The organism is Streptomyces sp. AHU1 (assembly GCF_045343905.1).
In the GTDB taxonomy this organism is placed as follows: domain Bacteria; phylum Actinomycetota; class Actinomycetes; order Streptomycetales; family Streptomycetaceae; genus Streptomyces; species Streptomyces triticiradicis.
Genome location: NZ_CP174283.1, coordinates 5,474,911 through 5,493,769, shown reverse-complemented (window position 1 = coordinate 5,493,769; position 18,859 = coordinate 5,474,911). Strand labels below are relative to the sequence as shown.

Below are 18,859 nucleotides of genomic sequence, written 5' to 3'. Positions count from 1 at the left end.
CACCGGGGCCGGACGGGTCCGGCCCCGGTGCGGTACGTCAGCCGAGGTCGATCTCGGGGTAGAGCGGGAAGCCGGTGAGCAGGTCGCTCGCGCGGTGGGCGATCTCGTCGGAGATCTTCGTGTCCAGGACGTGCTGCGCCTTGGACGGGGCGCCCTTGGCGGTGGTGCCGGGCTCGGCGGCGGCAAGGACCCGGTCGATCAGACCGGCGATCTCGTCCATCTCGGTCGCGCCGAGACCACGGGTGGTCAGCGCGGGGGTGCCGATGCGGATGCCGGAGGTGTACCAGGCGCCGTTCGGGTCGGCGGGGATCGCGTTGCGGTTGGTGACGATGCCCGAGTCGAGCAGGGCGGACTCGGCCTGCCGGCCGGTGAGGCCGTAGGAGGAGGCGACGTCGATCAGGTTGAGGTGGTTGTCGGTGCCGCCGGTGACCAGGGTGGCGCCGCGGCGCATCAGTCCCTCGGCCAGGGCGCGGGAGTTGTCGACGACGGCCTGGGCGTAGTCGCGGAACTCGGGGCGGCGGGCCTCGGCGAGCGCGACGGCCTTGGCGGCCATGACGTGCGGCAGCGGGCCGCCGAGGACCATCGGGCAGCCGCGGTCGACCTGCTCGGCGAGGGACTCGTCGCACAGGACCATGCCGCCGCGGGGGCCGCGGAGCGACTTGTGCGTGGTGGTGGTGACGATCTGGGCGTGCGGGACCGGGTCGAAGTCGCCGGTGAGGACCTTGCCCGCGACCAGGCCCGCGAAGTGCGCCATGTCGACCATGAGGGTGGCGCCGACCTCGTCGGCGATCTCCCGCATGATCCGGAAGTTCACCAGGCGGGGGTAGGCGGAGTAGCCGGCGACGATGATCAGCGGCTTGAACTCGCGGGCGGAGACGCGCAGGGCCTCGTAGTCGATGAGGCCGGTGGCGGGGTCGGTGCCGTACGAGCGCTGGTCGAACATCTTGCCCGAGATGTTCGGCCTGAACCCGTGGGTGAGGTGGCCGCCGGCGTCCAGGGACATGCCGAGCATGCGCTGGTTGCCGAAGGCCTGGCGCAGTTCGGCCCAGTCGGCCTCGGAGAGGTCGTTGACGTTGCGGACGCCCGCCTTGGCGAGCGCCGGGGCCTCCACGCGGGCGGCGAGGACGGCCCAGAAGGCGACGAGGTTGGCGTCGATGCCGGAGTGCGGCTGGGCGTAGGCGTGCTCGGCGCCGAACAGCTCGCGGGCGTGCTCGGCGGCGAGGGCCTCGACGGTGTCGACGTTGCGGCAGCCGGCGTAGAAGCGGCGGCCGACGGTGCCCTCCGCGTACTTGTCGCTGAACCAGTTGCCCATGGCCAGCAGGGTGGCCGGGGAGGCGTAGTTCTCGGACGCGATCAGTTTGAGCATGTCGCGCTGGTCGGCCACTTCCTGGCCGATGGCGTCGGCGACGCGGGGCTCCACGGCCCGGATCACGTCGAGGGCGCTGCGGAAGGCGGTGGACTCGGTGGAAAGGGGCTCTGGCATGACGGCCTCCGGACGTTGCGTTCAGCGTTCACGGGTCGGCCCAGGCGCACGGCACTTGGTTGCCACGACTCCTCGCCCGGACACTCCGGGCCCCTCAGAACGGCCTGCTTCTCCGTCCAGAGGTCCGGGATCGCCCCGGGGAAGCCACAGCGCGGGTGCCGCTCCCCGATGGTCGGTCCCATCCCAGCGCGCCAGTCACGGCCCCGTCGATCAGCGTACCGGGCGCGCCGGATCACCGGGGTCCCCGGTCCACCATGCGAGCGACGATAGGAAAGGGGTCACCAGCCCAGAACGGAGATCCCGTGACCACCATGGATGCCAGGGAGACGACGGAGGCGTTCATCGCCTCGGCCGACGCGCACAGCGCGCACAACTACCACCCGCTGCCGGTCGTCGTGGCGACGGCGGACGGGGCCTGGATGACGGACGTCGAGGGGCGCCGCTTCCTCGACATGCTGGCCGGATACTCGGCGCTGAACTTCGGCCACGGCAACCGGCGGCTGATCGAGGCGGCCAAGGCGCAGCTGGACCGGGTGACGCTGACGTCGCGGGCCTTCCACCACGACCGGTTCGCGGACTTCTGCCGGGAGCTGGCCGCGCTGTGCGGCATGGAGACGGTGCTGCCGATGAACACCGGCGCGGAGGCGGTCGAGACGGCCGTGAAGACGGCCCGGAAGTGGGGGTACAAGGTCAAGGGCGTCCCCGCCGAGATGGCGAAGATCGTGGTCGCGGGCAACAACTTCCACGGGCGTACGACGACGGTCATCAGTTTCTCGACGGACCCCGAGGCGCGGGCCGACTTCGGCCCGTACACCCCGGGGTTCGAGATCGTGCCGTACGGGGACCTGACGGCCATGCGGGCGGCGGTCACGGAGAACACGGTGGCCGTGCTGCTGGAGCCGATCCAGGGGGAGGCGGGGGTGCTGGTGCCGCCGGCCGGTTACCTGCCGGCCGTGCGGGAGCTGACGCGGGAGCGGAACGTCCTGTTCGTCGCGGACGAGATCCAGTCGGGGCTGGGGCGGACCGGCACCACGTTCGCCTGCGAGCACGAGGGTGTGGTGCCGGACGTGTACGTCCTCGGGAAGGCGCTCGGCGGCGGGGTGGTGCCGGTGTCGGCGGTGGTGTCGAACGCGGAGGTGCTGGGGGTGTTCCGGCCCGGGGAGCACGGGTCGACCTTCGGCGGGAACCCGCTGGCCTGCGCGGTGGCCCTGGAGGTGATCGCGATGCTGCGGACGGGTGAGTACCAGGCGCGGGCGGCCGAGCTGGGCGCGCGTCTGCACCGGGAGCTGGGCCTGCTGAAGGACTCCGGTCATGTCACCGCGGTGCGCGGGCGCGGCCTGTGGGCGGGCGTCGACATCGCCCCCGCGCACGGCACGGGCCGGGAGGTCTCGGAGCGGCTGATGGACCGGGGCGTCCTCGTCAAGGACACCCACGGCGTCACCGTCCGGATCGCCCCGCCGCTGGTCATCAGCGAGGAGGACCTGGACTGGGGGCTGGCCCAGCTGCGGGCCGTGCTGGGGGCGTAGGGGTCCGGGTCCGGGGCTCCGCGGGCGGGCCTAGAGGATCACATGGGGCAGGAAGCGGGCGTACTCGTCCGTGACGGGGCCGGAGGACTCCCGGATGCCGAGGCCCGCCGGCTCGTCCCCGACGACCCAGGCGCCGAGGACGGTCCGGTTGCCGTCGAAGGACGGGAGCGGGGCCAGCTCCTGGTAGCAGCAGGCCTCGTCGCGCACGACGGGGGCGGCGCCGGGTTCGTGGATCGTCACCCCGGCGCCCTCGCGGCCGAGCAGGGGCTTGGCGACGTAGCCGTTCGTGCGGGCCAGTTCGCGGGGGCCGTCGAGGTGGGCGGGGAGCAGGTTCGGGTGGCCCGGGTAGAGCTCCCAGAGGACGGCGAGGAGGGCCTTGTTGGACAGGAGCATCTTCCAGGCGGGCTCGATCCACAGGGTCGTACCGGTGCCGCCGCCGTTGTCGAGGGTGTCCAGGACGTGGCCGCCGAACGCGTCGGTGGTGAGCCACTCCCAGGGGTAGAGCTTGAAGCAGCTGCGGATGAACGCGAGCCGGTTGTCGACGAAGCGGCCGGAGAGGGGGTCCCAGCCGATCTCCTCCATGGAGATCCAGTCCGTGTCGAGACCGGCCTGCTCCGCGGTCTCCTTCAGGTAGGCGACCGTCATCAGGTCCTCGCCGAGTTCGTCCTCGGCGGAGTGCGCGAAGTAGAGCGGGCCGCCCGGCGGGAGGAGGGCGGCCTGCTTCCTCCAGGCCGCGACGAGGCGCTCGTGGAGGGAGTTCCACTGGTCGGCGCCGGGGAAGCGGTCCTCCATCCAGAACCACTGGGGGCTCGCGGCCTCGACCAGCGAGGTCGGCGTGTCGGCGTTGTACTCCAGGAGCTTCGCCGGGCCCGTCCCGTCGTAGCGGAGGTCGAAGCGGCCGTAGACGGAGGGGAGTTCGGCGCGCCGGTGCCAGGCCTCGGAGACGGCCGCCACGACCCGGGGGTCGTCGATGCCGAGGTCGGCGAAGCGTCCCCGCTCGACGATGTGACCGGCCGCCGTCAGGCACATGGCGTGCAGTTCCCCGACGACCTCCTCCAGCGCCTCCACCTCGGGCAGCGAGAAGACGTAGTGGGCGCTCTCGTCCCAGTAGGGGCGCAGGGAGTCGTCGGGGTGGCGGGTGAGCGGGTAGATCAGCCCCTGCCCCTCGACGGTCTGCTGCCAGCCGGGGCGGGGGGTGATGGTGCGGCGTTCCATGGCGCGTGGGTTCTCCGTCTGGGCGGGCGGGCGGGTTCTGCGTCTCGGCGGACGGGCCGGGGCCGGCGCCCCCGCTCCGGCCCCGGGCCGCGGATCAGCCGCCGGAGCTGCCCTTGCCGCCGCCGAAACCGCCGCGGTGCACGCCGCCGCCCGAACCGCCGGAGCCGCCGGGCTTGGTGAAGGAGCCGCCCTCGACCCAGCTGCTCTTCTTGTCGCCGCCGTAGTACCAGCCGCTGTGGGACGAGCCCGCGGAGGACTTGCAGTTCTTGTCGGAGACGACCTTGTAGCCCTTGCCGGCGTTGTAGCTGTCGCGGTCGACGCAGCGCTTGTCGGGGTCCGAGGAACAGGCGGTGAGCGCCGCCGCGAGAAGTCCCATGCCCCCGAGGACGACCGTGCCCGAGCGCAGTTGCCGTCGTACGTCTGCCATGTCCGTTCCCCCGTTTGTTCTCTTCGGATCGTTTCCGACTGAAGTGGACAGAGTAGAGATCCCGTCCGACAAGTCCACGACGGCCCCCCACGACGCACCGTCCCCTACAGTCGCTTCGTGCTCTTTGGAATGGTGTGTGCCCTCGGTGCCTCGGTCTGTTTCGGTACGGCGACGGTCCTGCAGGCGATGGCCGCACGGGCCGCCGGCGGGGCGGGCGGCGGCGTCGGCGGCGCGGCGGCACTGCTGCTGCGGGCGCTGCGGCAGTGGCGCTATCTGGCGGGACTGGGCCTCGACGGGGCCGGGTTCCTGCTGCAGATCGTCGCGCTGCGCTCGATCCCGATCTACGCGGTCGGCGCGGCCCTCGCCGCGAGCCTGGCCGTCACCGCGGTGGTCGCCTCGCGGCTGCTCCACGTGCGGCTGAGCCGGGTCGAGTGGGGCGCGGTGGCGGTGGTGTGCGGCGGACTCGCGATGCTGGCGCTCGCGTCCGGGCCGGAGGGCGACCGCACGGGATCCCTGGCACTGAAGTACGCGATGCTCGGGACGTCCGTGGCCGTTCTGGTGCTGGCGCTCGTCGGCGGACGGCTGCCCGACCGGGGGCGGGCGCTCGCGCTGGGCCTCGGGTCCGGGTTCGGCTTCGGGGTGGTCGAGGTGGCGGTGCGGCTGATCGCCGACCTCGATCCGGGGACGCTGCTGGCCAATCCGGCGACGTACGCGCTGCTGATCGGTGGCGGCGCCGCGTTCCTGCTGCTCACCACGGCGCTGGAACGGGGTTCGGTGACCACGGCCACCGCCGGTCTCGTCATCGGGGAGACCATCGGGCCCGCGCTGGTGGGGGTGGTGTGGCTGGGCGACCGCACGCGCGAGGGGCTGGCCTGGCTGGCGGTGCTCGGTTTCGCGGTGGCGGTGGCGGGGGCCCTGGCGCTGGCGCGGTTCGGGGAGGCGCCGGGTGCGGAGACGTCCGCGCCCGCGGGGGCCGAGGAGGAACAGCAGGCGTAGGGCCCGCCCCGCGGGCGGGCCCCCTTCAGGGAAGTGCCCGGCACAGCGCGTCCAGGGCGCCCGACCAGGCGTGGTCCGGCGGGGTTCCGTAGCCGACGACCAGGGCGTCCCGGTGCGGGACGACCGCGTCCGGATGGCGGTGGCGGGAGAGCCCGTGGACGGCCAGCCCCTGGAAGGCGGCGGCCTGGACGACCGGCCCCTCGGTGCCGGGCGGGAGCCGGAGCACGGCGTGCAGCCCGGCGGCGATGCCGGTGGCGTGCACGTCCGGGGCGCGGGCGGCGAGGGCCGCGACGAGGGCGTCCCGGCGGCGCCGGTAGCGCAGCCGGGCGGCGCGGACGTGGCGGTCGTAGGCGCCGGAGGTGATGAACTCCGCCAGGGTCAGCTGGTCCAGCGCCCCGGTGGACCAGCCGCCCTCCCCCTTCAGGGAGACCACCTCGTCCACGAGCGACGGCGGCAGGACCAGCCAGCCGAGGCGCAGCGCGGGGGCCAGGGACTTGCTGGCGGTGCCCAGGTGGACCACGTGGTCGGGGTCCAGGCCCTGCAGCGCGCCGACGGGCTGCCGGTCGTAGCGGAACTCGCCGTCGTAGTCGTCGTCCAGGACGAGCCCGCCGGTCCGGCGGGCCCAGGCGACGACGGCGGCCCGGCGGTCCGGGTGCAGCGGCACGCCCATCGGGAACTGGTGGGCGGGGGTGAGGAGCACGGCTCGCGCGCCCGTCATGTCGCGCGTGTCGGTGCCGAGCCCGTCGAACGGCAGGGGGCTCGTGCGCAGACCCGACCGGTGCAGGAGGTTCCAGTGCGCGTCGAGCCCGTACGACTCCACGGCGACCGAGCGGAGCCCCCGTCGGCGCAGGACCGCGCCGAGCAGCGTGAGGCCGTCCGAGAAGCCGGAGCAGACCACGATGCGCTCCGGGTCGGCGCGGACGCCCCGGGCACGGGAGAGATAGCCCGCCAGGGCGGTGCGCAGTTCGGGGCGGCCGCGCGGATCGCCGTAGCCGAAGGCCTCGTGCGGGGCGCGGGTCAGGGCGCGGCGGGCCGCCTTGAGCCAGGCGGCCCGCGGGAAGGACGCGAGGTCGGGGCGTCCGGGCACGAGGTCGTAGGCGGGCCGGGCCGGTTCGCGGCGGGGTGGCGCCGCCTCCCGCGCCGGTCGTACGACGCTCCGCTCGGCCACCCGCGTGCCCGAGCCCTGGCGTGCGGTGAGCCAGCCCTCGGCGACGAGGTCGGCGTAGGACTCGGCGACCGTGTTGCGGGCGACGCCGAGGTCGGCGGCGAGCGAGCGGGAGGACGGGAGACGGGTCCCGGGGGCCAGCCGGCCACCGCGGACGGCCTCGCGCAGCGCCTCCGTCAGCCCCTTGCGGATGCCGGACCCGGTCGGCTCGACATGGAGGTCGACCCCCAGAGTGGCCCATGTTTTCCCCATGGAAATGGACCATACCCCTGGACTACTTCCCTCATAGGGTCGATCACATGACGACACAGGACACGACCACGCGCCCCGCCACGACACCCGATGCCCCCGCCACGCGGTACGCGCCCGAGCACGCGCCCCGGCTGTCCTGGGCCGAGCTCGTCCCCGACGTCTACAAGGCGATGGTCAGGCTCGACGCGGCGGCCCGGCAGGGGGTGGACCCCGTGCTCCTCGAACTGGTGAAGATCCGCGCCTCGCAGCTCAACCACTGCGCGTTCTGCCTGGACATGCACACCAAGGACGCGCTCGCGGCGGGCGAGAGCGTGGAGCGGATCATCCAGCTGAGCGCGTGGGAGGAGTCGCGGCACTTCTACACGGAGAAGGAGATCGCGGCGATCGAGCTGACCGAGGCCGTCACCGTGATCACGGAAGGTTTCGTGCCGGACGAGGTGTACGAGCGCGCGGCCCGGCACTTCGAGGAGGCCGACCTGGCCCGGCTCATCGCCTCGATCACGGTGATCAACGCCTGGAACCGGTTCGCCGTGACCTGCCGCATGGTTCCCGGCCACTACCGGCCGGGCGGACACAAGTGACGTCCGTGGACGGGCGGCGCACCGCACCGGACAAGGCCGACCGGTTCCGGGCCCTGCACCACGGACGCCCGCCGGGCGATCCGCTGGTGCTGCCCGGGCCCTGGGACGCGGCGAGCGCCCGGGTGTTCGCGGACGCGGGGTTCCCCGCGCTCGCCACGCCCAGCGCCGGGGTGGCCGCCTCGCTGGGGTACGCGGACGGGAGGACGCCCGCCGCCGAGATGTTCGCCGCCGTCGCGCGGATCGCCCGGGCGGTCGACGTACCGGTGTCGGCGGACGTCGAGGACGGCTACGGGCTGGCGCCCCGGGAGCTGGTGGAACGGCTGCTGGAGGCGGGGGTCGTGGGCTGCAACCTCGAGGACTCCGAGGGCGGGGTGCTCAAGGACGCGTCCCGGCACGCCGACTGGCTGGCCGAAGTGCGGAGCGCCGCGGCGGACCGGCTCTTCGTGAACGCCCGCACCGACGTGTTCGTCCACGGGGACGGTGACCCCGGGCAGGCCGTCGGTCGGGCCGCGCTGTACGTCTCCGCGGGGGCGGACTGCGTGTATCCGATCGGAGCCCCGGCCGAGGCGCTCCCGCTCCTGCGGTCCGGCGTCCAGGGCCCCCTGAACGCGCTCGCCCGCCTCGACGGGGCGTCCCCGGCCGAGCTGGGCGAACTGGGCGCCACCCGGGTCACGTTCGGCCCCGGGCTGCAGCGCCGGGCGGCCGGGACGCTGGCGGACCTGGCGGCGAAGCTGCGTTAGGGGCGGTTCGCGCAGTCGGCGCCGGCCGGGCAGAAGGAGTTCACGGCCGTCATGAGCTGCTCGGTCATGTCGGTGCCCGGCGGCGAGTACACGATGACGGCGTACGACATGCCGTCGGCGGCCTGGAAGCGGTGGTCGACGGTCTGGGTGGTCCCGTACTGCTTGCTGTCGTAGCGGTAGCTGAACTCCGTCCAGTCGGTGCCGCTCCGCCGGTCCAGGTACTGGTAGCCCCGGAACCCCTCCGCGATGGACTGGGCCTGCGCCGAGGATTCCGTCACGGAGGTCTCCTTGACCTCGAACACCATGAGTCTGCGGTCGCCGCCGGGGGCCGTGTACGTGACGACGGGCGCCAGCTTGCCCTGTGTCTCCTCGCGCGCCCAGCCGTCCGGCACGTCCACGGTGTAGCCGAGCGGATCGACCGAGCGGCTGTACCCGGGCGACGGCGCCGGGGCGGTGGTCACGGCCGGGGCGGTGTACGCGCCCTCGCCGCCGGAGGTGTTCGAGGTGCCCGGGGCCGCGTCGGGCCGTGTCGTCGTGGCGGTCACCGAGGGGCCGGACGTGTGCGCCTCCGGATGTCTCGCCGAGTCACCCCGGGTCAAAGCCCACAGCCCGCCGCCCACCCCGCCCGCCAGAACGGCCACGGCCACGATCACCAGGAGCAGCCGCCGCGGGTCACCGACCCCCCGCGCCTGACCGCCCCCGGGCGGCACGACACCGCCGGGCCACGTCTGCGGCTGTGACTGCTGGTGCGACCAGGCGGCCTGGGCCTGCTGCTGGGACGGGGCCCATTGCGGTGGTGGCGGCGGCACGGAACCCGCGGGCGGATGGGCGCCGGGCCGCAGCGGACCCGCCTGGGTGGCGGCCGCCCACCACTGCTGGTCCCCGGCCGGCGGAGCGCCGCCGGCGTCCACCCCGTCCTGGACCCCACCGTCCGTCAGGCCCGTACCGTCGTCGACCCATTGCCGACGGTCCGCGTCCCATCGCTGCGCCACCCCGTCACCCCCGCTCCCCGTCGGCCCGATCCCGGCGTGCTCCCCGCCGAACCCCTGCCGCGCCCCCGCCCCCTGACGGACCGTACGGGACGACGATAGTGAGGATTCCGCCATCGGCACCCCTCTTTATGGCGACAAAGCACACACGTTCGATACGTACTTTCCGTACGCCTCCTTCACGACGGCCGGGAACGGGTGAACCACCGACCCCGAACGCACCGATGCCCGGGCGGTGACCACCGCCCGGGCATCGGTGCGTACCGCGTCGGATCAGATCAGGCCGAGGGCACGGACCGCCTCGCGCTCCTCCGTGAGCTCCTGCACGGAGGCGTCGATGCGGGCACGGGAGAACTCGTTGATGTCCAGGCCCTGGACGATCTCGTACCGGCCGTCCTTCGTGGTGACGGGGAAGGAGGAGATGAGACCCTCCGGCACACCGTACGAACCGTCCGACGGGATGCCCATGGAGGTCCAGTCGCCCTCGGCGGTGCCGTTGACCCAGGTGTACACGTGGTCGATGGCGGCGTTGGCGGCGGAGGCGGCCGACGAGGCACCGCGGGCCTCGATGATGGCGGCACCGCGCTTGGCGACGGTCGGGATGAAGTCCTCGGCCAGCCACTTCTCGTCGTTCACGACCTCGGCGGCGTTCTTGCCGGCGACCGAGGCGTGGAAGATGTCGGGGTACTGGGTGGCGGAGTGGTTGCCCCAGATGGTCAGCCGCTTGATGTCGGCGACCGTGGTGCCCGTCTTCTTCGCGAGCTGGGTCAGCGCGCGGTTGTGGTCGAGGCGGGTCATGGCGGTGAAGCGCTCGGCCGGTACGTCCGGAGCGGCGGCCTGCGCGATGAGCGCGTTGGTGTTGGCCGGGTTGCCGACGACGAGGACCTTGATGTCGTCCGCGGCGTTGTCGTTGATGGCCTTGCCCTGCGGCTTGAAGATGCCGCCGTTGGCGGAGAGCAGGTCACCGCGCTCCATGCCCGCGGTGCGCGGACGGGCGCCCACCAGGAGGGCGACGTTGGCGCCGTCGAAGGCGACGTTCGGGTCGTCCGTGATGTCGATGCCCTGAAGGAGCGGGAAGGCGCAGTCGTCGAGCTCCATGGCGGTGCCCTCGGCGGCCTTCAGCGCCGGCGTGATCTCCAGGAGGCGCAGCTTGACCGGCACGTCCGCGCCGAGCAACTGGCCGGAGGCGATGCGGAAGAGCAGGGCGTAACCGATCTGGCCGGCCGCGCCGGTGACGGTGACGTTCACGGGAGTGCGAGTCATGGCGTTCTCCGTATGACAGCTGGCGGTGGGGCGTCCCTGCCCCGGGTGCAGGATCGTCCCGTGCAACCACCGCAATGATCGATCAAAGGTCCCGATGATCGATCTCTCGGCGTCAAGAGAGATCCGCCGTCAGGCTATCGCGCATCCGGGACGCCGGACGTCAGGGTCCGTGTGGCCCACCCCACAGATCTCCCGCAGATCCCCCGGACAGGCGGTCGCCGGGCTCGGGAGAGGGTGAACTCGGCGACCGCCAAAGGGGGTACCGGGGGGTTCGGGGAAGGGATCTCCCCCCTTCCCGACAGCACCGGATCCCATGGGGGTACGGTCCGCCTGCCCCCTCAGAACCACCTCAATCCCCCGAACCCGAAGTTTTTCCGGCTCCCCCACCCACAAGCGCCTCTTCGCCCCCTCCGCCCCTGCCCTTCCCGCCCCTGGGGCTCCGCTCCTCAAACGCCGGAGGGGCTGAAAACCACGCCGATGAGGGGCTGCGCCCCAACCACATCGCACCCGCGGCCGGGATCCGGCGGAAGGGGCCGTGCCGGTACATCGATGCCCGTCGCCACCGACGCCCACTCCTCACCCGACAGCGACGGGCTGATGCACCGGCACGGCCCCGACCCACCACCGAACCGGCACCGCACCCGCGACGGCCGGCGCACCGCACCCGCGACGGCACCGGCACGGCACCGGCACCGAACCCACTAAGCGGTGCACCCCTTCTGACCGGACTTCAGCGCCACACAGGCCCGCGCCTCACCAGGGCCCTTCACCACGACCATCGGCGTGTACGTGTTCGCGTCCGTCCCCACCACAGCCGTCCGCTTCGCCGCGGCTCCCACCGACACCTCGACCCGGTCGCCCGCCACGGCCCGCGTGGCACGGGCCCAAGCCGTCCCGCACGTCTCGCTGTACCGCACCTCCACCAGCGTGGTCCCCACCGTCACGCTGGTCACCGTCTCGGCCAGTCGACCGCTGCAGCCCATGCCCTCGGGGTCCTTCCCGACGCACGAGGCCCCGACGCACTTCACCCCGGGCGGCAGATCGGGCCGAGCACTGGGGGAGGCCACCGGCGTCTTCGGCGTACCGCCCGCGTCCCCCTTCTCCCCACCCTGGGTGAACCAGACCGCGGCCGCGACGACCACCAGGACCCCCACGGCACCGGCGAGCGACATCGTCAGCCGCCGCCTCTGCCGCCTCCGCCGCGCGGAGCCCTCCCCCGGGGGCGGCCCGAACTCCCCCAGCGCGGCCCGCGCCCGGGAGATCCGTATCGCCTCCATCGTCGTGTCGTGACGCGTCTCCGACCGGCTCCAGGCACGCTCGGCCAGCTCCCACATCGTCACCAGATGCCCGGGACCGACCCCGGTCACCTCGGCCAGCGCGACGACCGCCCCCTTGGGCGCGAGCAGCAGACCGTTCAGGTAGCGCTCCCAGGACGTCCTGCCGTACCCCGTACGGTCGGCCACGTCCGCGACGCTCAGCCCGCTCCGGTCGACGAGCAGTCGCAGCTGATCGACGAACTCCTTGACCCTGGGGTCGAGTTCATCCGGCAAAGCCTTCCGACGAGGCATTCTCTCCCCACTTCTCCGAACCACGGTCCAGTGTTCCACCGGCACGGACGGGAGAGCGGCGGGGAAGGGGAAGGGACGGCAACGACCGCTTCACGGGCTCGAGTTGAACGGTTCCCGTCACACAGCGCGCACACCGTGCCGGAATGGTCACTTCCGTGCCACAGCGGACCGCGGACTGTTGAACAGCGCGTTCCCGTGCACAAGGGTTGACCTCGGGCGGAACACTCGCCCGATCGCGGCCCGTCCTTGACTCGGGGGAGAGGACGGGCCGCCGTCGTTCCCGAACCCGAACCCGAACCCGAACCCAGATGTCAGGGGAGAACGAAAGACCCGCCCTCCCCGAAGGAGAGGACGGGCCGTCGGCACATGCCGGCACATACGGACGAGCCTGCCGCGGTTCAGCGGACCGTGAAGTGCAGGGTGTCGTCGAGGAAAGGAATCTCCAGCCACGGACCGGGCTGGGCCATCAGCGCGAGCACCACGATGGCGAGGCCCAGGACGCTGTAGGTGAGCATGTCCGTGAAGCGGGAGCGGACCGCGAGCATGCCGACACTGGGCAGCATCCATCGCATCAGGGCACCCGCCAGCAGCGCGGCGCCGATCAGGATCGTGCCGACGCGGAACGCGTCGAACGCGGTGAGCAGCAGACCGAGCGCGACGGCGGACAGCACGGTGAGGATGGGCCACTGACGCGCGGGCGCCGGGGCGTCCCCGGGCGCGGCCCGGCCACCGCCCTCGGGCCGTGCCGTGTCCCGCGTGAACAGCGGGAAGCGCCGCGTGGTGCGCCGCGGCTTGCCCTGGGCGTCGGGCGCGCTGATCGCGTCCCGGACGGTCACCCCGTCCGCCGGATCACCCTCGGCCTCGGAGACGGCCTCAGCCTCGGCGCCGGCCTGGACCTCGACCTCGGCCCCGTCCTCACCCTCGGTCTCGCCCTCGGTCCGCACAGCGGCCCCGGCCCCCCGGCCGTCAGAACCCCGCGCCACGGAACCACCCTCCGAACCCAAACCCGAACTCGAACCCGAACCCGACCGCGACCTCGATCCCGACCCCGCGGAAGCGGCGGCCCCCGCGGACTCGGAGGCCGAGGCACGCACCCCGGTGACGGCGTCACGCAGAGCGCTCTCCGCCTCCCGCACGGCCGACTCGGCGCCACGCGCCGCGCCAGCCCCGGACTCGCCGGTGTTGCCGGTGCCGCCGTCAGCCGACACTGCGCTCCGCCGCTTCCACCACGTTGACGAGCAGCTGGGCACGGGTCATCGGGCCGACCCCGCCCGGGTTCGGGGAGATCCAGGCGGCGACCTCGGCGACGTCCGGGTGGACATCGCCGACGATCTTGCCCTCGGCGCTGCGCGAGACACCGACGTCGAGGACGGCGGCGCCCGGCTTCACGTCCTCGGCCCTGATGAGGTGCGCGGAACCGGCGGCGGCGATGATGATGTCGGCGCGCTTGAGGTGCGCGGAGAGGTCACGGGTGCCGGTGTGGCACTGGGTGACCGTGGCGTTCTCGCTGCGCCGGGTCAGCAGCAGCGGCATCGGGCGCCCGATGGTCACACCGCGGCCGACGACCACGACCTCGGCCCCCTTGATCTCCACGCCGTAGCGGCGCAGGAGCGTGAGGACGCCGTTGGGGGTGCAGGGCAGCGGGGCGGGCTCGTTGAGGACGAGACGCCCGAGGTTCATCGGGTGCAGGCCGTCCGCGTCCTTGTCCGGGTCCATCAGTTCCAGGATGCGGTTCTCGTCGATGCCCTTGGGGAGCGGCAGCTGGACGATGTAGCCGGTGCAGGCGGGGTCCTCGTTCAGCTCGCGGACCACCGCCTCGATCTCTTCCTGTGTGGCGGTCGCGGGCAGTTCGCGCTGGATGGAGGCGATGCCGACCTGGGCACAGTCGCGGTGCTTGCCCGCGACGTACTTCTGGCTTCCGGGGTCGTCCCCGACCAGGACTGTCCCGAGGCCGGGCGTGACGCCCTTCTCCTTCAGGGCCGCCACGCGGACGGTCAGGTCGGACTTGATCGCGGCTGCGGTGGCCTTGCCATCGAGAATCTGGGCGGTCATGCCCCCCATCCTCCCGGATGACGCGGCCCAGGTTCCAATCCGGGTCCGCCCCGGCCCCGGAACGACCCCGGAACGGCCTTCCAGCCACCTCCCGACAGCCGCCGAGCACCCGATTCACCCGTATCCGGCCATGATCACTCATGTTGCACTTGGGCAACACATACGGAATGCCGCTGGACAAGTAAGAGTGTGCTAAAGAACGATGAGCGCATACAGTGCCGCGGGCAGTACCGGGGGGACGGACCGCTCTGTAGAAATTCCTCCGAACCGTGCCGCGCGTAGTCCCCGCACAAGGCAACGGAGGAAACCCGCCATGAGTTTCGGCGACCCGAACAACCCCTACGGCCCGCCGCCGCAACAGCCTCCCGCCGCCCCGCCGGGAGCCCCGGGCTACGGCTACCCGCAGGCCCCGCCGAACATCCCCCCGCAGGGCTACGGCTACCCGCAGCAGCCCGCGTACCCCGGCTACCCGGGCGGCAACATGATGCCGCAGACCATGCCGGGCCTGATGGTCACCGCGCGCGTGCTGCTCTACATCGTGGCGGGCGTCCAGATCCTGATCGGCATCTTCGCCATCTTCGGCGCCGCGACGATCAACGACGCGTCCAACGCGGGCGAGGACACCTTCGGCGACAACGGCCTGTCCGACATCGGCCACGCCTCCGCGGGCATCATCTTCGTGATCGCGCTGATCTTCCTCGGTCTCTCGGCCCTGTCGATCACGCTGGGGGTCAAGTTCACCAGAGGCGGCCAGGGCATCCGGATCACCACCATGGTCTACGGCATCCTGGGCTCCCTGCTGGGCTTCCTCGGCCTGATCAACGCGGCGGACGTCGGCTCCTCGGCGTCGCTGGTGTTCGCGCTGCTGTGGATCGGCTTCGGCGGTGTGATGGCGGCGGCGATGATCGCCCCGTCCGGCTCCGCGTGGTTCAACCGTCCCCGCTACTGAACGTTCCGCCTCGCGCCGAGGGCCGTGTCCCACCCCGTACCGGGGGGACACGGCCCTCACGTTTCCTGCCGGACCGGCTCACCGCCGGACCGGCTCACCGCCGGATCAGTGGAAGAAGTGCCGCGTACCGGTGAAGTACATGGTGATGCTGGCCTTCTTCGCGGCCTCCACGACCAGCTCGTCACGGACCGAACCGCCCGGCTGGACCACGGCCTTGACGCCCGCGTCGGCGAGGATCTCCAGGCCGTCGGGGAACGGGAAGAACGCGTCCGAGGCGGCGTAGGAGCCACGGGCGCGCTCGGCGCCGGCCCGCTCGACCGCGAGCTTCGCGGAGTCGACACGGTTGACCTGGCCCATGCCGACGCCGACCGAGGCGCCGTCCTTGGCGAGCAGGATCGCGTTGGACTTCACCGCGCGGCAGGCGCGCCAGGCGAAGGCCAGCTCGTCGAGCTCACCCTCACTCAGGGCGTCGCCGGTCGCCAGCGTCCAGGTCGCCGGGTTGTCGCCCGGGGCCTGGAGCCGGTCGGTGACCTGGAGCAGCGCGCCGCCGTCGACGGGCTTGATCTCGACCGGGTCGGCCGGGGCGTTGTGGGCCCGCAGCACGCGGATGTTCTTCTTCTTGGTGAGGGCCTCGAGGGCGCCGTCCTCGTACTCGGGCGCGACGATGACCTCGGTGAAGATCTCCGCGACCTGCTCGGCCATCTCCTTGGTGACCGGCCGGTTGACCGCGATCACACCGCCGAACGCGGACAGCGGGTCGCAGGCGTGCGCCTTGCGGTGCGCCTCGGCGACGTTCGAGGCGACGGCGATCCCGCACGGGTTGGCGTGCTTGATGATCGCGACGCAGGGGTCCTCGTGGTCGTACGCGGCACGGCGCGCGGCGTCCGTGTCCGTGTAGTTGTTGTACGACATCTCCTTGCCGTGCAGCTGCTCGGCCTCGGCGAGACCACCCGTGCCGGAGGTGTAGAGGGCGGCGGGCTGGTGCGGGTTCTCGCCGTAGCGCAGGGTGTGCGCGCGCTCCCAGGTGGCGCCGAGGAAGTCGGGGAACTGGGAGTCGTCGACGGGCGCGTAGTCGGAGGCGAACCAGGAGGCGACGGCGACGTCGTACGCGGCCGTGTGCTGGAAGGCCTCGGCGGCGAGCCGCTTGCGGGTGCGCAGGTCGAAGCCGCCGGCCTGGACGGCGGTGAGGACGTCGCCGTAGCGGGCGGGGCTGGTGACGACGGCGACCGAGGGGTGGTTCTTGGCCGCGGCACGGACCATCGAGGGGCCGCCGATGTCGATCTGCTCGACGCACTCGTCGGGGGTGGCCCCGGAGGCGACCGTCTCCCGGAACGGGTAGAGGTTGACGACGACCAGGTCGAACGGCTCGACGCCGAGCTCGGCGAGCTGCTCGCGGTGGCTCTGGAGACGCAGGTCGGCGAGGATGCCGGCGTGGACCTTGGGGTGCAGGGTCTTGACCCGGCCGTCCAGGCACTCGGGGAAGCCGGTCAGCTCCTCCACCTTGGTGACGGGCACGCCGGCCGCGGCGATCTTCGCGGCGGTGGAACCGGTGGAGACGAGCTCGACGCCGGCGGCGTGCAGCCCGCGGGCCAGCTCCTCGAGGCCGGTCTTGTCGTACACGCTGACGAGCGCGCGCCGGATGACCCGCTTGGTGCCCTCGGTGCTCTCGGCCGTGACTGTGCTGTCGGCGGTCACTGGATAACTACCTTTCGTCCCTCAATGCGATAGCCGTTGCGGGCGAGCCGCCCCACGACATCGACGAGCAGCCTTCGCTCGACTTCCTTGATGCGCTCGTGCAGAGCGCTCTCGTCGTCCTCGTCCCGGACCTCGACCACGCCCTGGGCGATGATCGGTCCGGTGTCGACGCCGTCGTCGACGAAGTGGACGGTGCAGCCGGTGACCCGGGCTCCGTACGCGAGCGCGTCACGGACGCCGTGGGCACCGGGAAAACTGGGCAGCAGCGCGGGATGGGTGTTGACGAACCGTCCGCCGAACCGGGCGAGGAACTCCTTGCCCACGATCTTCATGAACCCGGCGGACACGACGAGGTCGGGCTCGTACGCGGCGGTCGCCTCGGCGAGCGCCCGGTCCCAGTCGTCCCGGCCGGCGTGGTCCTTGACCTTGCACACGAAGGTCGGGAGTCCGGCGCGCTCGGCCCGCGCGAGCCCCTCGATGTCGTCCCGGTCGGCGCCGACGGCCACGATCTCGGCACCGTAGGCCGCGGGTCCCGCCTCCGCGACGGCGTCGAGCAGGGCCTGCAGATTCGTACCTGATCCGGAGACCAGCACGACGAGGCGCTTGGTCTTGGCCACGAGGGGGCCCTTTCTCGGGGGAGCATTTGTACGGTCGTACGAATGCTTCGCGCCCCGGGATACGGGGAAGTCTACGAAGCGGCCGACCGTCAGCAACGATACCGGCACACCGGGCGGCCCCCACGGGACGGGGGCGAGGCCGGAAGGTAGCGTCTGGGGAGGATCCACCCGGGAACGCCCCCGGCGCGGGGAACGCCCTGTGCGCGCGGGACGTTGACCTGGGACGAGAACGAATGTCCGGGGCGTGACCCCGGCACCACCTGCGGCACGGGCCCCGGAGCCATCCGGAGCGCGTGCCCGGGGACACGAAGCTCGGGGCGCGAGTCCGGAGTGCGAAGCTCGGGGCGTCGGTCCGGGGCGGACCGGCCCGAGGCGTCAGCCCGGGAGGACCGGCCCGGGGCACGCGTCGCGAGCGCGAAACCGTGTGAACACGACGCCTGTTAGAACCACCAAGGGGAAGACACTCACCTGATGCCGGACCGCAGTCTCCGACTCCCTCCGCTCCTGCTGCGCGAGCGGCGCCCTTCCTCCACCCCGCCGAGGCCCGGCGGGGACGGCTCCACCGGCGGTCCCGGCTCCACGGACGGGAACGACGGCGGCTCGGCGGGTGGAAACGGGGGCTCCTCGGGCGAGCAGGGCCCCGACGCGCCCGGTACTCCCCCCTCCGGCCAGGACGACAATCCGTTCGCGCCGCCGCCGGAGGGAACCCCCGACCGGCCCTGGCAGCCGCGCCGGCCCGGACAGGGCTCCGGCGAGAACGGCGGGGACGGACAGCAGGGCCCCGGATACTCCCCGTGGGGCAGCCAGTGGAGCGACCGGCAGCCCGGTCCCTCCAGCGGCGGCGGCTTCGGCGACCGGCCGGGCGCGCCGCAGGGGCAGGGGCAGGGACAAGGCGGTCCCGAGGGCCCCGGCGGCACGCCCGGCGGGGGCATGCGTTGGGACCCCACGGACCCGGCCCAGCGCCGCGCCCGTTACGCGCTGCTCTCCGGCATGTGGGCGTTCTTCTTCGTCCTCTTCGGCTGGCCGTACGTGGCCCTGCTGCTCGGCGCGCTCGCCCTGTACTGGGGCGGCAGCGCGCTGCGTTCCCGGACGCGGACGCCGGACCCGGACGCCCCGGCGCCCGATCCGAACGCCCGCCCGCAGCTGACGGCGGCGGTGAGCGGCATCGTCACCGCGTCGCTGGCCATCGTGCTGGTCGCCGGGGTCTTCACCGCCCACCTCGTCTACAGCGACTACTACTCCTGCACGGACGACGCCCTGACGAACGCCGCGAAGCAGTCCTGCAACGACCTTCTCCCGAAGGACCTGCGCGGGCTGCTGGGCAACCACGACTGACGACCC

17 protein-coding genes are annotated in these 18,859 nt (G+C 72.6%); 6 read left to right on the top strand and 11 right to left on the bottom strand.

Going from position 1 to position 18,859, the window contains the following annotated elements; translation table 11 throughout:
• Nucleotides 1-37: 37 nt before the first annotated feature.
• Nucleotides 38-1,483, bottom strand: coding sequence for a glycine hydroxymethyltransferase (locus ACICHK_RS24570; RefSeq protein WP_406838576.1), 1,446 nt, complete (start codon nt 1,481-1,483; stop codon nt 38-40).
• 311 nt (nt 1,484-1,794) lie between these two features.
• On the opposite strand from ACICHK_RS24570, the gene rocD reads away from it, so the two are divergent.
• Nucleotides 1,795-3,009 carry an ornithine--oxo-acid transaminase gene (gene rocD, locus ACICHK_RS24565; RefSeq protein WP_406841306.1) on the top strand — a complete coding sequence of 405 codons (1,215 nt, stop codon included), beginning with the start codon at nt 1,795-1,797 and terminating at the stop codon, nt 3,007-3,009.
• Nucleotides 3,010-3,039: 30 nt separating this feature from the next.
• Here rocD and ACICHK_RS24560 read toward each other — a convergent pair whose 3' ends face one another.
• Nucleotides 3,040-4,224, bottom strand: a complete 1,185-nt coding sequence (locus ACICHK_RS24560; protein WP_406838575.1) for a glutathionylspermidine synthase family protein — start codon at nt 4,222-4,224, stop codon at nt 3,040-3,042.
• A 94-nt stretch (nt 4,225-4,318) separates the two neighbouring features.
• On the bottom strand, nt 4,319-4,651 hold the full coding sequence (locus ACICHK_RS24555) for a hypothetical protein (protein WP_406838574.1): 333 nt from the start codon (nt 4,649-4,651) through the stop codon (nt 4,319-4,321).
• 129 nt (nt 4,652-4,780) lie between these two features.
• Between ACICHK_RS24555 and ACICHK_RS24550 the strand changes: the two genes are divergently transcribed.
• Nucleotides 4,781-5,647, top strand: coding sequence for a hypothetical protein (locus ACICHK_RS24550; RefSeq protein WP_406841305.1), 867 nt, complete (start codon nt 4,781-4,783; stop codon nt 5,645-5,647).
• Nucleotides 5,648-5,672: 25 nt separating this feature from the next.
• Here the strand turns inward: ACICHK_RS24550 and ACICHK_RS24545 are convergent, their stop codons facing one another.
• Complete coding sequence (locus tag ACICHK_RS24545) at nt 5,673-7,064, bottom strand: PLP-dependent aminotransferase family protein (RefSeq protein ID WP_406838573.1); 1,392 nt, start codon at nt 7,062-7,064, stop codon at nt 5,673-5,675.
• Nucleotides 7,065-7,111: 47 nt separating this feature from the next.
• On the opposite strand from ACICHK_RS24545, the gene ACICHK_RS24540 reads away from it, so the two are divergent.
• Nucleotides 7,112-7,645 carry a carboxymuconolactone decarboxylase family protein gene (locus ACICHK_RS24540; protein ID WP_151469141.1) on the top strand — a complete coding sequence of 178 codons (534 nt, stop codon included), beginning with the start codon at nt 7,112-7,114 and terminating at the stop codon, nt 7,643-7,645.
• Nucleotides 7,642-8,385, top strand: a complete 744-nt coding sequence (locus tag ACICHK_RS24535; RefSeq protein WP_406838572.1) for an isocitrate lyase/phosphoenolpyruvate mutase family protein — start codon at nt 7,642-7,644, stop codon at nt 8,383-8,385. The genes ACICHK_RS24540 and ACICHK_RS24535 overlap by 4 nt, the downstream gene beginning before the upstream one ends.
• Here the strand turns inward: ACICHK_RS24535 and ACICHK_RS24530 are convergent.
• The 5 genes from ACICHK_RS24530 to ACICHK_RS24510 all read right to left on the bottom strand — a co-directional run bounded on the left by ACICHK_RS24530 (nt 8,382) and on the right by ACICHK_RS24510 (nt 14,257).
• The gene (locus ACICHK_RS24530) at nt 8,382-9,377 is read right to left on the bottom strand and encodes a hypothetical protein (RefSeq protein WP_406838571.1); all 996 of its coding nucleotides are present in this window, start codon (nt 9,375-9,377) and stop codon (nt 8,382-8,384) included. The two genes, ACICHK_RS24535 and ACICHK_RS24530, sit on opposite strands and share 4 nt — an antisense overlap.
• 270 nt (nt 9,378-9,647) lie before the next feature.
• The gene (locus ACICHK_RS24525; RefSeq protein ID WP_406838570.1) at nt 9,648-10,637 is read right to left on the bottom strand and encodes a malate dehydrogenase; all 990 of its coding nucleotides are present in this window, start codon (nt 10,635-10,637) and stop codon (nt 9,648-9,650) included.
• A gap of 701 nt (nt 10,638-11,338) precedes the next feature.
• A complete protein-coding gene (locus tag ACICHK_RS24520) occupies nt 11,339-12,205 on the bottom strand; it encodes a DUF2690 domain-containing protein (RefSeq protein ID WP_406838569.1) in 867 nt (288 codons plus the stop codon).
• Nucleotides 12,206-12,603: 398 nt separating this feature from the next.
• The gene (locus ACICHK_RS24515) at nt 12,604-13,041 is read right to left on the bottom strand and encodes a DUF3017 domain-containing protein (RefSeq protein WP_406841304.1); all 438 of its coding nucleotides are present in this window, start codon (nt 13,039-13,041) and stop codon (nt 12,604-12,606) included.
• A gap of 361 nt (nt 13,042-13,402) precedes the next feature.
• The gene (locus ACICHK_RS24510) at nt 13,403-14,257 is read right to left on the bottom strand and encodes a bifunctional methylenetetrahydrofolate dehydrogenase/methenyltetrahydrofolate cyclohydrolase (protein WP_103552807.1); all 855 of its coding nucleotides are present in this window, start codon (nt 14,255-14,257) and stop codon (nt 13,403-13,405) included.
• A 313-nt stretch (nt 14,258-14,570) separates the two neighbouring features.
• Between ACICHK_RS24510 and ACICHK_RS24505 the strand changes: the two genes are divergently transcribed.
• Nucleotides 14,571-15,206 (top strand): hypothetical protein, encoded by a 636-nt coding sequence (locus tag ACICHK_RS24505; protein WP_406838568.1) that lies wholly within the window; start codon nt 14,571-14,573, stop codon nt 15,204-15,206.
• A 105-nt stretch (nt 15,207-15,311) separates the two neighbouring features.
• Here ACICHK_RS24505 and purH read toward each other — a convergent pair whose 3' ends face one another.
• Both purH and purN read right to left on the bottom strand, forming a co-directional pair.
• Nucleotides 15,312-16,901 (bottom strand): bifunctional phosphoribosylaminoimidazolecarboxamide formyltransferase/IMP cyclohydrolase, encoded by a 1,590-nt coding sequence (purH, locus tag ACICHK_RS24500; protein WP_406838567.1) that lies wholly within the window; start codon nt 16,899-16,901, stop codon nt 15,312-15,314.
• The gene (gene purN, locus ACICHK_RS24495) at nt 16,898-17,518 is read right to left on the bottom strand and encodes a phosphoribosylglycinamide formyltransferase (RefSeq protein ID WP_406838566.1); all 621 of its coding nucleotides are present in this window, start codon (nt 17,516-17,518) and stop codon (nt 16,898-16,900) included. The genes purH and purN overlap by 4 nt, the downstream gene beginning before the upstream one ends.
• A gap of 471 nt (nt 17,519-17,989) precedes the next feature.
• On the opposite strand from purN, the gene ACICHK_RS24490 reads away from it, so the two are divergent.
• A complete protein-coding gene (locus tag ACICHK_RS24490) occupies nt 17,990-18,853 on the top strand; it encodes a hypothetical protein (protein ID WP_406838565.1) in 864 nt (287 codons plus the stop codon).
• Nucleotides 18,854-18,859 lie beyond the last annotated feature (6 nt).